This is a genomic window from Chitinophaga sp. (genome assembly GCF_019236475.1).
Classification (GTDB): domain Bacteria; phylum Bacteroidota; class Bacteroidia; order Chitinophagales; family Chitinophagaceae; genus Chitinophaga.
The window spans coordinates 152,071-168,061 of the sequence record NZ_JAFAIX010000004.1 but is presented as its reverse complement, the minus strand read 5'-3'; the positions used below and the strand labels follow the sequence as shown (position 1 = coordinate 168,061).

11 protein-coding genes are annotated in these 15,991 nt (G+C 42.7%); 5 read left to right on the top strand and 6 right to left on the bottom strand.

Features of this window, described 5'->3' with window-relative positions; all coding sequences use genetic code 11:
• Positions 1 to 52: 52 nt before the first annotated feature.
• Entirely contained in the window at positions 53 to 2,428 is a 2,376-nt protein-coding gene (locus tag JO154_RS04780; RefSeq protein ID WP_291942422.1) for a TonB-dependent receptor, read from the bottom strand.
• Positions 2,429 to 2,566: 138 nt separating this feature from the next.
• Here JO154_RS04780 and JO154_RS04775 point away from each other — a divergent pair, with 138 nt between their 5' ends.
• Together JO154_RS04775 and JO154_RS04770 are read left to right on the top strand one after the other, a co-directional pair.
• Positions 2,567 to 3,592: a histidine kinase gene (locus tag JO154_RS04775; protein WP_291942421.1), complete on the top strand. Its 1,026-nt coding sequence runs from the start codon at positions 2,567 to 2,569 to the stop codon at positions 3,590 to 3,592.
• Positions 3,592 to 4,290 carry a LytTR family DNA-binding domain-containing protein gene (locus JO154_RS04770; protein WP_291942418.1) on the top strand — a complete coding sequence of 233 codons (699 nt, stop codon included), beginning with the start codon at positions 3,592 to 3,594 and terminating at the stop codon, positions 4,288 to 4,290. The genes JO154_RS04775 and JO154_RS04770 overlap by 1 nt, the downstream gene beginning before the upstream one ends.
• A gap of 56 nt (positions 4,291 to 4,346) precedes the next feature.
• Here JO154_RS04770 and JO154_RS04765 read toward each other — a convergent pair whose 3' ends face one another.
• The gene (locus JO154_RS04765; protein ID WP_291942416.1) at positions 4,347 to 5,288 is read right to left on the bottom strand and encodes a 1-phosphofructokinase family hexose kinase; all 942 of its coding nucleotides are present in this window, start codon (positions 5,286 to 5,288) and stop codon (positions 4,347 to 4,349) included.
• A gap of 204 nt (positions 5,289 to 5,492) precedes the next feature.
• Here JO154_RS04765 and JO154_RS04760 point away from each other — a divergent pair, with 204 nt between their 5' ends.
• The gene (locus JO154_RS04760) at positions 5,493 to 6,317 is read left to right on the top strand and encodes a universal stress protein (protein ID WP_291942412.1); all 825 of its coding nucleotides are present in this window, start codon (positions 5,493 to 5,495) and stop codon (positions 6,315 to 6,317) included.
• A gap of 34 nt (positions 6,318 to 6,351) precedes the next feature.
• Here JO154_RS04760 and JO154_RS04755 read toward each other — a convergent pair whose 3' ends face one another.
• Entirely contained in the window at positions 6,352 to 8,655 is a 2,304-nt protein-coding gene (locus JO154_RS04755; protein WP_291942410.1) for a hypothetical protein, read from the bottom strand.
• A gap of 208 nt (positions 8,656 to 8,863) precedes the next feature.
• Here JO154_RS04755 and JO154_RS04750 point away from each other — a divergent pair, with 208 nt between their 5' ends.
• Complete coding sequence (locus JO154_RS04750) at positions 8,864 to 9,748, top strand: AraC family transcriptional regulator (RefSeq protein WP_291942407.1); 885 nt, start codon at positions 8,864 to 8,866, stop codon at positions 9,746 to 9,748.
• On the opposite strand, the gene JO154_RS04745 is transcribed toward JO154_RS04750, so the two are convergent.
• A complete protein-coding gene (locus tag JO154_RS04745; protein ID WP_291942404.1) occupies positions 9,749 to 10,624 on the bottom strand; it encodes an aldo/keto reductase in 876 nt (291 codons plus the stop codon). It abuts the gene before it with no gap.
• A gap of 3 nt (positions 10,625 to 10,627) precedes the next feature.
• Positions 10,628 to 13,174, bottom strand: a complete 2,547-nt coding sequence (locus JO154_RS04740; protein WP_291942402.1) for a hypothetical protein — start codon at positions 13,172 to 13,174, stop codon at positions 10,628 to 10,630.
• A 270-nt stretch (positions 13,175 to 13,444) separates the two neighbouring features.
• On the opposite strand from JO154_RS04740, the gene JO154_RS04735 reads away from it, so the two are divergent.
• Complete coding sequence (locus JO154_RS04735; RefSeq protein ID WP_291942400.1) at positions 13,445 to 14,377, top strand: polysaccharide deacetylase family protein; 933 nt, start codon at positions 13,445 to 13,447, stop codon at positions 14,375 to 14,377.
• Positions 14,378 to 14,440: 63 nt separating this feature from the next.
• Here the strand turns inward: JO154_RS04735 and JO154_RS04730 are convergent, their stop codons facing one another.
• Positions 14,441 to 15,982: a SusD/RagB family nutrient-binding outer membrane lipoprotein gene (locus JO154_RS04730; protein ID WP_291942398.1), complete on the bottom strand. Its 1,542-nt coding sequence runs from the start codon at positions 15,980 to 15,982 to the stop codon at positions 14,441 to 14,443.
• Positions 15,983 to 15,991: the final 9 nt, after the last annotated feature.

Here is a 15,991-nt window from a genome sequence, read left to right as displayed (position 1 = left end):
CATTTTGTTGTATAGCTCAAATTTACTTTGTCGTATGGCTCAATCCCACAGCCTAATTCGCCCTATTTCGCTCCTCTTCATTACCGAAATCTCTCTGTTTAAAGGCCACCAAATTCTTTCCCAGCTTGTAACTCAGCGCTATCCGAAATCCTCTTGTATCCCCATAACTGCGTACTGTATTCTTAATACCATTGGAATAATAAGCTATCAACGGACGCTGCGCATTCAGCAGATCCTCACCAGTAACTGTAACAGACAACTTTTTATTGGCCAGTAAAAACTTCATGGATACATCCAGCATATGCAGTGTGGAAATCTGGAAGATCTGATAACGCCCAGGTAACTGCAAGGCATAATTGATGCTGAAAAAAACGGTTTTTGTTTTATTCAGCGTAAAATCATTATTCGTATAGCAATAGCCGTTATATCCATCTGTAGATTGGATAAAACCTGTCTTGGAGCCTACATGCTGATAGTTGACATTAAAGCCAGTAGCGCTATTCCACCATCCCCATTTATTGAAATTATAATAAGTGGAAAATCCTACCTGGTAAGTATTGGCGTAGTTTAATGGGGTTTGTCGCGTGATATTAGTAACACTATCCACGATAGATAATTCCTGCCCGAAGTCCGTTACACGCGAATAGTAAATGGAATTCACCCATTGCTGCTTTCTCACATAAGACAGCTCAATATTATCAATGTAAGATGGTTTTAAAAACGGATTCCCCTCCGAATAAAAATAAGGACTGGTGCGGATTACGAAAGGATTCAAGTAGTCGAAATCCGGCCTGCGTATCCTGCGACTGTAATTAAGCGATAGACTGTTATTTTCATTCGGCACATAGGTCAGATAAGCGGTTGGGAACAGTTTAATATATTCATTCACGTTAGTCTGTTTCAGATTTTGACTGTAACCCTTGGTTTGAGTGGCCTCTAGGCGCAGACCGACTTGTGTCTCCCAAAAACTATTTATTTTCTTACTCCCAGAAAAATAGAAGGCCTCATTATACTCTTTGTAATTAAAAATATTGGACTGATCTGTATTCAAAACAGGATTTCCTGTATGATAATCGTATACCACCAAATCGTTATTGGTATTGGTATAGGAAGCTTTAGTTCCCACATTCATATTCGCCCATTTATAGGGAAGAGAAATATCCACCTTACCTGAAAAATTGTCAATTTTATTGCTATTTGCATTGTTGGCAGCAAAGAAACTGCCAGGAATAATAACCTTGTTTCGATCCAACTCATTTCCCGCATAAAAACGATCATCCTTTTTCCGATAATTGAAAAAATCAACATCCACACTAACTTTCCTACCCTGGGAATCCAATGCAATCGTATGATGCCAGTTAACCGCATTCATGGCCGGTTTATTCGCGGCATTTGCATCGGAGCTAATGTAACTGTCGGCTTCCCCAATACGGGCAGTAAAAGGCTGATTATTAGATGTGCGATCCGTAAAACTACCCAGGTACTTTACACCTGTGGACCACTTATCGGAAATCTTATAATCTATCCCCACTCCTGCACTCAGTACATCACTCTGGGATTTGTTACTGACATGCTGTTTCCATAATTCATGCGCATAAAATATCTCTTCGTCTGTGGTGGTCAATAGCTGTTGTTTTCCCTTGTTCAATGATATTTGTAGGGAGACACGATTACGGTTGTAATTAAACAGTCCCTGTAAGCTGCCACCGGCGTAGGTTTTCTGGTTATAAGTAGCGCCAATGGTAGCATCCCAGGAGTTTGCCCTGGCGCGTTTCAATTTAATGTTTATCAGGCCACTATTGCCCTCTGCGTCATATTGTGCAGGAGGCGCGGTAATCACTTCTATGCGCTGGATATTATCCGCAGGAATGGATTTCAGGAAAGTGGTCAGGTCTTCCTGCGACATTCTTTGCAGGCGGTCATCAATCATGACCAACACTTCGCCTTTCCCTACAATAGACACCGTTTCCTGTTGTACCCGGAGGCCGGGAGTAGCCTTCAGCGCATCTAAAGCGGTACCACCAGTGGGCATAATGGCTTTCTCCACGTTGAAGACCAGCCTGTCTACCTTTTGCTCTACCAGCTTTTTTCGAGAAGCGATAGTAACCCCTTGCAGCTCCGTGGCCTCCTGTACTTCGATGACACCCAAGTCCATATGCTTGTCCAGTTCAATGTCCCTGTTCAGGCACTCTTTTCCAAATTGCTTCACCAGCAAGCGATAATGGCCTTTTCCGGCTTTCACGGAGAAACGGCCAAGGGTATCCGTCAACACTTGCTGAACCGGAACGCTATCCTGCATTAAACCGATATACACAAACGCCATAGGCTCTTTGCGCTGATTGACAAGTTGGGCTTTAATAGAAAATTGTTGGCCAAACACATGGGAAATATATAAGAATGCCAGCAGTAACAAGGTGATTCGCTTCATATGTCGTGAATTAAGTAGGGCACAAAACTCTATGGAATAAATGCCTTTCACCACTTTTATCGACAAACCCCGTTCGTTTTTCTACGAACCCGATTAAACATCTTTTTGAAATTGAATAACTTTGTAAAAAAGGATTCAATGCAATACAAGGGTACATTATCACGGAAAAAGGAAGGGATGATTCATGGTATCTTCTGGATACTAACGGCCTATTTTACTTTCGTAAAGAACCCGATGTATGCACAGTTTTCCAAACCTGATCTGTTTTACATGACTTATGTGGTGGTGTTTATTGCCACCTTCTATTTTCATTATTTGATTGTAATGAAGCAGGTTTTCAAGTCCGTATTCCAGTGGAAAAGGCTGCTGGCAGGCATTTGTGTTTCCTACCTGTTTTTTACGGGCATGCGGTGGCTGATAGAGCAGGTGATCACGGAGATTCTATTTAACAGGATAAATTATACCCAACCTAGCTTCCTGAACTATCTATTCGATAATCTACAGTATAGTAGTATGCCTATTATTTTCAGTTCTTTTCTCTGGTGGGGAATTTATTTCATTCGACTGCTGGAGTACAATAAGGCCATCCTGGAAGAAAATAAGAATACAGAAATTAAATTCCTGAAAGCACAGATCAATCCACATTTCGTATTCAATACCCTCAACAATATCTATTCCATGGTATATTTTCAATCTGATAAATCTTTACCAGCGATTGAAAAGCTAAGCCAGGTAATGCGTTTCACCACCTATGAGTCACAAAAGGAAAAAATCAATTTATCCGATGAAATCAATTACATCAAAGCCTATATAGAACTGGAACAACTACGACACCAAGAAACTGGTTTCATTAATTTTATCAGCGAGGTGGATAGCGAGTACATCGAAATTCCACCGTATGTATTGTCGCCATTAGTGGAGAATGCCCTGAAACATGGCACCACTTCTAGTGAAAACCCAATAGATATCAGGCTTACCGCCAATAAACAACAGATTACTTTTAAGATAGCCAATGAAATTGGTACACAGAAAAAGGATAAACTAGGAGGAATCGGACTGGACAATCTCAAAAGGAGATTAGAAATCCACTATCCAAACGAGCATCAATTGCACCTCACCAATGATCAAAAATATTTTACCGCCGAACTGTTAATTAACCTATAATGAAGAATAGAATAAATTGTATCATATTGGATGATGAACCATTTGCGGTGAGACTAATTGCCGACTATGCCTCAAAGGTTCCTCAGCTCAACGTACTATACGCCGATAGTGATGTGTACAAAGCAATGGAGATATTGCACAAAGAAACAGTAGATATCATCTTCTTGGATATTCAAATGCCACAACTAACAGGCATAGAATTGATGCAACTTTTCAATCAAAAGCATAACTTCATCATCACATCCGCCTATCCCCAATATGCACTGGATGCATATCAGTTTCATGTGATCGACTTCCTGTTGAAACCGGTTACCTTCAATCGGTTCTATCAAAGTATTGAGAAGTATAACCGCTGGCAGCAAACGTTTCAACAACAAGACATAAACCATTTCCTGTTTGTAAAAGCAGATCGCAAACACTATAAAATTTCTCCGGATTCCATCCTGTACATTGAAGGGTTGAAGGATTATATCCGCATCCATACCGTTGATGAAAAAATCATGGTACTGGAAAATATGAAAGATATCCTGGAGAAGCTGCCACAGCAACATTTTGTCCGTATCCACCGCTCTTATATCATTCCACTGAATAAAATAAAAGTGATTGAAGGCAATCAAATCCAAATGGCAGATGGTACCTTCTTACCTATTGGCGAAACTTATCGGAAATTGGTGAATGAATGGGTAGAGCGGAGATAAATCCTTCAAATGAAAACGTTTGCTATAAAATAGCAGCCATTGTAATAGCTATAGATTTAATATTGCAGGTGATCAGCCAGGCGCATATTCTTGTATAATAACTGTAGATCCTCCAATTTAAACAATGCAGTACCTGGATTCAATGTGGCGGCAGTTCCACAGGCCACACCATATCGAACAGCGTCAACTATATCTTTGCCTCGAGCAAGGCTATCTACGATACCGGCTACCATGCAATCACCAGCCCCCACTGTGCTGCAGCATTTTACAGTCGGCGCCGCGATGGTTTGTATCAACTTGTCGGTAACCACCATGGCTCCTGCCGGCCCCAAAGAAACCACCACTACTTCACACCCACCAGTTGCAATGATCTCTTTTGCAGCAATGGCCACTTCATTACCCAATAATGATTCCTTTCCCACCAAGAAACTTAACTCCGACAAATTTGGTTTAATCAGATATACACCCACTTCCACCGCTGCTTTAAGGGCCGCGCCTGAGGTATCTACAATACATTTGATGCCTCTTTCTTTCGCAATAGTAACAATGGTGCTATATATCTCCGGTGGCGCATCTGCGGGCAGACTTCCACTTACAACCAACCAAGAGGTGTTGATATGCCGGATAATATCCAGACAATTATCAAACTCCTGAAGGCTCACCACCGGACCAGGCATTCCAAAACGATACTGTAACCCAGTAGATTGATCCATTACAATCAGATTCTCCCGGGTATGGGATGAGATCGGAACCATCATATAGGGAACAGCTTCCGCATCTAATAAGGAATTAAAAAAATTCCCTGTATACCCTCCAGCCATATAAACAGCCGTTGCTTCTCCACCCAGTTTCTTAATGGCCCTTGCCACATTCACACCTCCTCCACCCGGCTCAAATACCGGAGCGGTACACTTCAACTTTTTCTCTGGTACCAGGGCAGAAACCGTTACACTTTTATCAATAGCGGGATTGAATGTCACCGTAGTTATTAAAGACATATTTAAGGTTATTTAGGATCAATAATAATCTCCCTTCAAAGGTACTTTTATTGTTCAGCATGTCAGTTGTCCAACCTCATAAAACAGCATGATTATTATCAGGCTATTTTATGAAAACCTTTGCTTAAAATCACAAAGTACCCTGACAATTATCATAGTTGTCAAACGGCGGGTGGACTACTTTTACAACAAAGCATATCTTTTATGGAAAAGATTTTATTTGTAACAGATGCAATGGCTATAAATGAACAGGCGCTTGACTTTGCGACCTTTTTATGTAATCTTACCCATTCAAAGCTAACTGGCGTTTTCCTAGAGAACATGGAATATGAGGGTAGAGCCTCCAGTAAATTAAAGGAGATCGCCGGTGCCCCCACCCACATGGCGGTACACGATATTAAAACAAAATGTTGTGAAGAAAATATACAACTGTTCAAAACTGCCTGTGAAAGCAGGGGTATAAGCAGTATTATTCACCGCGATAGGGGCATTCCCTTGTATGAGATCGTTAAAGAAAGTAAATATGCAGATTTGCTACTAATAGATGCTGAATTATCGTTTGAAAATCAGCAAGAATCTATTCCTACAAAATTAGTCCAGCATTTATTGATGGAGGCTGCATGTCCGGTGATTATTACACCGGTTGGCTTTGAAGGAATTGAACAAATTATCTTTGCCTACGATGGACACCCCTCTGCTATTCTTGCGATTAAGCAATTCACACATCTCTTTCCTCAATTTTCTCAGCAACCAGTTAACATCATTACTGTAAACAATGAACATACCGTCACTGCGGAAGAAAAACACCAATTAAAGGAATGGTTGCGTGAACATTATAATCAGGTTGATTTTACAGAAAGGAAAGGCATCGTTAAAACAGAGCTATTGGAATATGTATTGAATAAAAAGAATGCATTTTTGGTGATGGGCGCTTATGGCAGAAGTACCATTTCCAATATGCTGAAGAGTAGTCATGCTACCCCTATTTTACGAATGACTAACCAACCCGTTTTTATATGTCATAGTTGACAGCATCCGGCCTAATATCCGTATAAGGGCCGAATTACTGCACTATGACTTTACCTTTAGGGGTAACCAAGAATTTCACCGTTTGTCCTGCATTCACCGCCACATGTGGCCAGTTAAGGAATGCCGTATAAGCCAATGGAATACCAGCCTGTCGACTGTTTTCCGCCATTATTGACACGGATGCATTGTAGGATGTTGGATTGGTAACAGAGATGATTATTTGTGATTGATCTGCCGATTCCACCTTAGCCGTTACATGATCAAACGTGTAGATCTCTTTTTTATCTGTGTTAATATAGATCCCTGGAATTTCCAATGCCATCAGCATACCGGCGGTTTCTGTCCAGGAGTTGCGGGTATTGATGAAATTACCGATACTCTCTTTTCCTTCCGCATCACTAGGCTGGATACGCTCCATAGAGGAACCAATCAGATTATTAGTAGTCAGGTGTCCTGGCATATTCACGGCTTCCGCATGTGCATGTTGGATATCGCGGATAAGATCCGCATATAATTTATTGCCGGTAGCTCTGAAGAGTTTGAATAATGCATCTCCAGAGGAAGTACAGATACCTGGCGCAGCATGCTTATTTTGAATACTGGCCCATACAGCACCGGCCATATGACTATTCAATTGGTGGATAGCGCTCCCGGAGGGGAAAACAGGGTCGTAAGACAGTACCCATGTGGCACACAGCGCAGCCTGTGTTTCTGCCATTTTTATCCAGCGTTGCTGCCCTGAATAATTGTACATGGCCATCACCGACTCTAGAAAACCAAAAGCCGATTCTGAGTTGGCATCCTGTGAGATATCCCCACAATCGCCGCCTGTCAGGCCCTGTTTCGCTACATCCCGGAGGTAATAAAAGGCGGACGCTTTTTCAGCTATCTCCGTCCAAGCCTTAACGTGGAAATAATGGGAAGCCATCAGCAAACCTGCTGGAACAATGGCCCCCGCTGTTGAATTATATACTGCTATCTCTCCTGTTGCAGGAGCTACATATTGTCCGAATTCACCATGTTTTGTCCAGGTAGCTGCAAAAGCACCTGCTAGTCGGCGGGCGGCTGTCTCCCACGCTGGTTTAATCATTTGGCTATATCCCTGCGCCTTTAACAGCAACAGGTGTTTCATCATCCAGAATAACACATCGCCATTCTTCCTCACCATCGCCTGTGGTTCTGGAAATGCAGGGCTCATTTTCTCCGGACGCAATACGCCATCCGCAGTGATCCCGCCATAGAAATAACCACTCTTGCCTTGGAGCTTTTCTACAATAAAATCCAGTTCCCGGCCTACACGGATTCTTTCCTTTTCCTCATTCAAGGCCAGCATCGGATAGGTATTGATCATACCACTCACCCATCCCAATTGGAAATCATTATTATTTTCTGGCTTATAATAAGCGCCCGTTTTTACTTCTATGAAATTCCCCTTGCATATATCTGTAGCGCTTTGCAACAGTTTACTCATGGGCAATATGTTTCTCGGAGCATTAGGACCACTCAGGTCTTTTCTCACTTGCAAGAAGCGTTGTAACAATCCTGGAATACCTGCCACATCATTCAACACATACATGCGGAAATGTAAGGTGACCTCATCACCCACTTTCCAATCCGGCGCATGATCGCCGCTGGCGTGGAAGTCGCCGAAGCCGGCGGCTAGTTTTCGCATGGCCGGCGCTGTCAAGGACAAGGAGCAACTGTCCTTTGCCGCATTTTCAGTGAGGGTCATGCCACTATTCCCTACAACTGTTTGCTGTGTGGTCAGCAGGATAAAGCCTTTCTTTTCTTCCGGGGCATAAAAACATACAGCAGGTGTGGCCGCATTGCCCGTTTGTAAAGCTATTGTGGAAGGTTGACCTTTTTCGGTAGAGAAGCGAGGATTGTTGGAAATCGTCAACGGAACAGTAGGATTGTAATACATATCCCGAGGATAATCAGGATTATATCCATTTCCTATGCTGCGATAGCGGTTACCGTTATAAACAGATGCTGGTACCAATACATAATGCTGATCACTCCAGTGGCCAAAATCAATGGATAATTTAACGGCGCTCTGTGTAGCACTGCCCCGTTCCAGTTTACAAACGGCTGTTACATCCATAACGCCATTGTCACCTGGAGAAGCCTCTATTTTTAGGCGCCAATCACTACCAGCGGTATGTAATTGACCATCCTGAAATGCTTGCTCAGACAATAAAGTAGTTCCATTATACTGGCAGATACTAACTCGGAATGCGCCATGTAATGTGTTGAGGAAGTGATTCCCTTTTTCTTGGGCATGCACCAAACCACTACCGCATAAAAGGGCTACCACCGTAAAACGCCAAAGATTCATGTTCATTGTCTGTTCTAAACTTCTTTACTTTATTTAACCAACAACCTACTTAAAGTGCTGCGAAGTTCTGCTGGATGCCTGCCTATTACAAGCCATTATTTGACCAATTTCAATGCTTTTTTTGCATGAATACAACCGTTCATCCTCCTTAAAAGTGATAACCATTTAAAAATCATTACCTTTAAATCCAGGACTATGCCACATCGTTATGCAGTACATTTATGAGAACTTCACCTTTCCACCAGACCAATCCTTTACTGTCAGGGCTGAATTTCTGGAGATCAAAAGGTATACGGCACTAAAATCACATGTTAATTTTGAAATTGCCCTCCTAGAAAACTGCATTGGCAAACGCTTTATTGGCGATCATATACGAGATTTTGAAGGTACTGAATTGGTATTGTTGGGTAGTTATCTCCCCCACTGCTGGCAATATTACCAACTGGCAGATCCTACGCGGCCACCATTAGCCACGGTTATACATTTTTTTCCTGATTTCCTTGGCAAACAGTTGCTGGAGAAACCGGAAGCGAAACTCCTACTCACACTTTTCGAAAAAGCATCCAGTGGCTTGCTTTTTACAGGCCCCACTATTACCGCCGCCAAGAAGATTATGGAGGAAATGTTGGCTACATCAGGATTAACCAGGGCTATACTGATGTTGCAATTATTGGATCTCCTGGCACATTCGGAACACGTAGAGATCCTTTCTTCTCCTTACTTCAACGCCGTTGAAACCTCCGGCGAAGCCAGTAAGATCAATAAGGTATTTGATTATATATTTAATAATTTCAGAAATGAGATCGTTTTACAGGATGTAGCAGATCTCATACCTATGTCCTCCGCCGCTTTCTGCCGTTTCTTAAAACGTAAAACCAATCGTACACTGATCGACTTTGTAAAGGAAGTACGCATCGGACACGCAGCCAAGCTGTTATTGGAAGGACACCATAATGTGACGGAAGCCGCCTACGACAGCGGGTATAACAACATTTCGAATTTCAACAAACATTTTAAAGACATCAAAGGCGTGTCTCCCCGTGATTTCATCAAACGATACAGTGAACACGCAAAGGTGGTTGTTCCTTTATGATTATTTTGAGAGAAAGGTTAGTATAGTTCGATACAAGTCCTCCGCCAAGGGACCTTCCCGTAAAGCAGCAAGACTATTCTCCAACTCTGCGACGGAGGAGGCCCCCAACACGATATTAAATTCCATTGGAATATTTAGTAGGAAACGCTGCGCTAATGCAGGCAATGTCATATCATTCATTACTGCGATATGATGTAACTGTTGCGCTACCGCTAAGCTTTTTTTACTTAACCATGCTGGCGGATATTGCTGCCAAGTTTCAAAATTCCTTCCCAACAGCCCCATATTTAGTGGACTGGCGGCATAATAGGCCATCCCCCTGGCAAGGCAGGAAGGAAGCCGTTCTTTCAAAGCCGCCACATTACAGGCATTCAGCCTGTTAAATTCCATGATCACATCAAAGCTGGACATAAAAGGCTCAAAACAGGCAGGAATATTTCCTCCCAGTCCAATTTTCTTAGCCAGGCCCTGTTGTTTTAGGGATTGCATTACCTCCATCACCTCCGGCATTTGCGCTACTGGCACCGCTTCTGGATCATGCAGGAATAAAACATCCACTGCTGGAACGCCCAAGGTACGTAGTGAATTGTGCACACTCTCCCTCATAGCGGCGTTTGAATAATCATATACTGCATGATCTGCCGCATATGTTTTTCGACGTCCTACTTTCGTACTTATCACGGGCACCCGGCCAGACCACTGTTGGAGGGCATGGCCCACCAACAGTTCCGCATCGCCATAAGCCGGAGCCGTGTCTATAGCTGTTATTCCATTTTCAAGTGCTCGTAAAATAGTTTGACTTGCCGTATCGGGATCCACTTTTCCCCATACGCCTCCTAGCCCTGCCGTTCCTAATATGATACGAGTGATATCCATCTATCAGAATTTGGATGGTTCCCCGATCATAGGAATCACCAGTTCGAAGCCGGTTTTGTCATTGTGAGGAGGATGGTTTGCTGCCACTTTGAAGGTGTTTTTACCTTTCAAAATATGCATTTTTTTATTGACAGCTATCTGCTCCAGTGGCTTACGCCCTTTATCTGCTATATACAGTTGTCCTTTTTTGAGAATAACATATTGACCAGCAGACAGCGTTTTATCAATGAGCAGTTTGGTACCATCAGGCAGCACTATGGTAAAACCTTCTATAGTGGCCTCTTTAGGTCCGGTGATTTTAATGGAGAATTCTAGTGCTTGTGTATTATAAGGATTCTCTATTTGTAAAGATGTACCTGCTGAAGTGTAAAGTTCAGTTGCTCTGTATTCTTTGATCGGATACAATAGGAAATCCTTTGTACCAGTCTTTTCCAAATGGAATTTATAATCCAGGTTTTTGAGTTTTTCTTTCAGTGCATTGCTGAATTTATTAGCAGCACGGGCCTCTTCCCAGGTGTGAAATGCATGGAAGATCGCTGCTTTTTCCGCACTGGCTTCCACCGTTTGTTGGCTCAGGCCCAGCATATAAGTAGCATTCCAACCAATGGATTTGGCCTCCAGGTTTTCTGCATCGTAGAGACTCCAATCTGCCTGATAATCCTGGATACCAAATGTGGCAGGGAAATAGCTGCTTTCAAACACATAACGCATATCCTTTCCTTCAATACCCCATTTATTCTTTACTGGACTGAACATATGATCTCCTCCACCCACATTACAAACACTCATATAGTGCCAATTACCTTCTTGTACGGCACTACCCATTACCCGCAGGTATTTACCACCATTCCGGTAATAGCTATCGAATAGTCCGCGGAAGAAACGTTTGAAGGAGTATTGTCCGTGTCCTTGATACATACAGCTTTCTAGGCCGTCGAAGTCGATATAGTCCATGCCTCCTTCTGTGAGCCATTTACCATAATAATCTGCATAAACATCTTGTAAATGTATGTCTGGCGCAAAGCCCCGGTAACAGTTAGGTTGTAGTTTCACGATGGTGGTACCGGCTGGATAACTACCGCGAACCGTATTATGGAAGCCCCGTTTTACTTTGAGGAAAGTATACGGCGCGGTATGCGTGATACCATCATATTCAATCAGTTCCTTTCCAATTTTCAGGACATTGGTGTGGTTACCTTCCCAACCGCCAAATTCATTGAAATAAGCAGTATCCGCCACCGTGATGATGGTATCTGTCGGAGAGAGCGCTTTGGTAAGCACTGTGCGCTGCATAATAGCCAGACTATCACTCGGCACCGGCGAAACATCACTGTTATCATCTGGTTGGAGGAATTCGCAAAGCGTATGCAAGCCATAGCGGATGCCCTGGTCCTTCATTTGAGTACCGAAAGTAGGTATGGGCATCGCTTGTCTCCCGTTAAAACTAATTTTTTTATTCTTCCAGCGATTATTAGGATTTGGATAATATTCTCCCCATCCTTCATCTTGGACACCTTTGATGTTCAGTTGATTCGCATAGGCTGCGAGGCTATCATGCGGCCCCCACCAGGCTATATCAGGGCGGTAGGCAGCAGGATCTTTAATCCACTTACCATCTATTTTCGGATGCGGTAAGTCTTCTTTCAATACAATAGATTCAATCGTATTCAATCCAAGGGAATCCGGGCAGGCATACAACGCCACGGCAGAACCGATATAATCCACATCCACCGGCGTCACTAATTGGTAGCGAGCAGAATTGGCTTTCCCTTCCACCCCATCCGGGTAATCAGGGAAACGGATCATTTGCTCTTTGCGCCTATTTCTTGAATGCATACAGATAGTAGCACCAAAAGCTGGTTCCAGCTTGGCACCATTGCCATAATTCATTCGGAAATATTCCTCTGGCTGCGAATAGAAGGCCACATCATTTACACCATCTCCACCTATACTAAACGTCTGCCCTTCTTTCAAATGAGCTGGCAACGGATACTTTACACTATCCGGAGTGTGAATGAAATAATACATGAAAGACAAGTCGCCTTCACTAGGAGGGCCACCAGTGGTATTATCATCCAGGCCCAATAAACCAAAGGCAAATTCTTTACTCCGCACTACGCCTATTACATCTCCAATCAATGTGGAAATGGTAGTCTTATATGGCCCCCATACTATATTCTCTATGCCTTCATTTTTGGTAAGAGACAAGAGTTGGAGTCGCAGATAAGTCGGTTGCTGATCCATTTTGATCGTCGCTTCGGAACCGTTGGGGTAACTGAGTATTACCTGGTTCTTTTGTTTCAGTGCGGTCGCTTTCTCCGGTAGGATATATTTTTTGTGCGCATACAAACTCATTAACGCCGAACGATGCCCTTTAGGACAATAATCCTGTCCAGTTTTTTTATTCTTGATACTCGATATAAAACCTTTGCTATCGATTGTAAAAATGGCATATTTGGTCTCCAGCCGGATTGACTGTGCATGCAGACCTACTGCGCATAAGAGTAGTGACAACAGGAAAACCACCTGTTTGAACCCATTCGAACTCATTAATGAAAAATTTAATTCCTATCGATAATATACAGCAACCTAATAAAATCAGCCTGTTTAGGCTTTGAAAGGCGAAGCTAATCGAACGTGGAGGAATAAATCGCCTTTATATTGACCCTTATTGATACAATATTTTCTACCATCGGTAAAGTACCTACATCCTTATCCCATGATTATACCAATAAATCACCATTTTTTACAATTTCCAGGCAGGAGCATATGCTGAAATTTGCATGCAAAGAATAGTATCTCATGGGTAAAAATGTAAAAATGAACACCAGGCGCAATTTCATAAAACAAAGTAGTATCATAGGTTTAGCAGGGATGGTCAACCCTTTGGGGGCTTTACCAGTTATATCAGAAAAGACGGAAAGTAAATGGGCAGATGGTTCTCGGTTAATAGTTTCCGTTTCCATGCAATTTGAAGCAGGTGGACAACCAATACATGCGGAAAGCCCGTTTCCCCAAAACATGCAACCAGGATATAAAGACCTTCCTGCAGAAACCTGGTATGAGTATGGTTTTAAAGAAGGTATCCCTCGTATGCTGGACAACTGGGATATGCTGGGTATCAAAGTCACCTCGCATATGGTAGGTTCCGCAGTCATTAAAAACCCTTCCCTGGCAAAGGAAATAGTAAATCGCGGACATGAAGCAGCCGCTCATGGTATGAACTGGAGCTCACAATATAACCTCTCCTATGAAGAGGAGAAAAAATTCATAAAAGATGGTGTGGATGCAATAAAAGCAGCCACCGGGTTTAATCCTGTAGGCTATAATGCCAACTGGCTACGGCGTGGCGAAAACACCTTGAAAATCCTTCAGGAACTAGGATTCAAATATCATATCGACGATTTGAGCAGAGATGAACCCTTTATAATACAAGTCAACAATAAAGACTTTGCAGTGGTTCCGTACACCTTACGCAATAATGATATACTCCTCATAGAAGGTAAGCACTTTTCTGTCGATCAATTTTTTAACCAGGTAAAAGCAGAATTTGATCAGCTTTATCAGGAAAGCAAGGTGAAAAGAAGACAGATGTCGATTAGCTTTCATGATCGTATAGGCGGTACTCCCCAAATGGTGAAGGTTACAGCCGATCTAATAAAATATATGCAAGGGCATAATGGTGTTACTTTTAAGCGAAAAGATGAAATTGCAGCAATTGCATTGAAGGATAAAAGTACGATCCGGGAATAACCGTCCATAATAAAGAAACCATCTCTGAAAAAGAGATGGTTTCTTTATATTTCAAATAACATATTATTTAAGCAACCACATTACCTGGTTAGCGTCATCAAATCCGCCATATTGGGCATTTACTGCACTGGTAACATTGTCTGAGTTATAATCCAACTCTTTCTGTGGATACATCCAGCGTAATGGCATTACGGTAGCAGGCGTATTCAGGTTAGTAGCCTGTTTCAGCGTAAACGCCGGATAACCGGTACGTCTGTTTTCATACCATGCATTGAAATCGGAATTCTGGAAGAAACCTGCAATGTACTTCTGTGTAATGATCTGTTTGATTTGATCTTCGGTAGTACCTGTGAGCGCCACAGTAGCAGGGTATGCATTGATATAGGCATCATCCATTGCCATGCCATGTGTATAAGACGCAGGTGTATACTTCACCAGGAAGTTCATATGACTCTTAATACCATTCGCATAGTAGGTTTGTGCATCTGTACCGGAAATCCAGCCACGAACAGTGGCTTCCGCCAGAATGAACTGCACATCCCAGTAATTCAATAAGCCTACTGGTTCTGCATTGTACAGCTCTTCATAACGTTTGTTTACCGCACAGGATTTACCTGCTTTCTTGTTGGTAACAATCGTTCCTAATTCGTCCGCAGGGTCAATACCTAGGTAAGCGTTGTAGTCTGAAGCAGTTTGGCCTGCTAAGATCTGCGCTGGAGATGGTTCTGCCATGTAGAACAAACGTTTATCTGCGCCCGCTTTCATTGGATCAATCAGGTAGCTGGAAAGCACCGGATAATCCAGGAAAGAGTTGATCTGCGCCGGGGTGCTGCTCCATGGGTAACAATAACCAGCAGAGGCGGTGTAGGTTACCGCAAAGTTATCGTTGAAATCGCGCATCAACGGGCGAGCGGCTACCGTCTTGAATTTATTGATAACATCCAGGTCTTTATCTCCTGTTTTCTTGTACAGATTGATCAGTACGTAGAGCTGGAAACTGTTGGCCAGTCTTCTCCATTTATCCACGTTTCCTTGGTAGATGAAATCGCCTGTGAAATTCACGCCCTTAGATAAAAGCTGATCTGCCTGATCCAGTTCGTTCAGGATACCCAGGAATACATCTTTCTGTGTATCATATTTTGCTTTAATAACCCCTGAAGATCCTTGGATAGCCTGGCTGTAAGGGATATCGCCCACTTGCATCGTAGTTTGGAAAAACTGCCATGCGCGGATAAAGTGACCAAAACCGTCAAAGGTGGTTTTCAGATCAGCGGTACTGGCGTTCTTGATCATAGGGTCTACATCCCGCAGCACCAGTAATCTAGCAAAATCGACTCTAGCCAGTTTATTGTATTGGTAGTCAGACACGAGCTCCGTCCAACTGATATATTTACCCAATGAAAACGGCTGACGAAAGCCTGTTGCTTGGGAGATATCTTTTGATGTAACAGAAGTCAGGATATTCGTAGCCAACCATTCCGAAGCCGCCGTAGATGGCTTATCTGGGTTGGTGTTGATCTTATCGAATTTTTTGGTGCAACTGGTGAAACTGAAACCAGTCACCAATGCTGCAAGAATAGATATTTTAGAAATATGCTTAGTCATGTTTGTAAA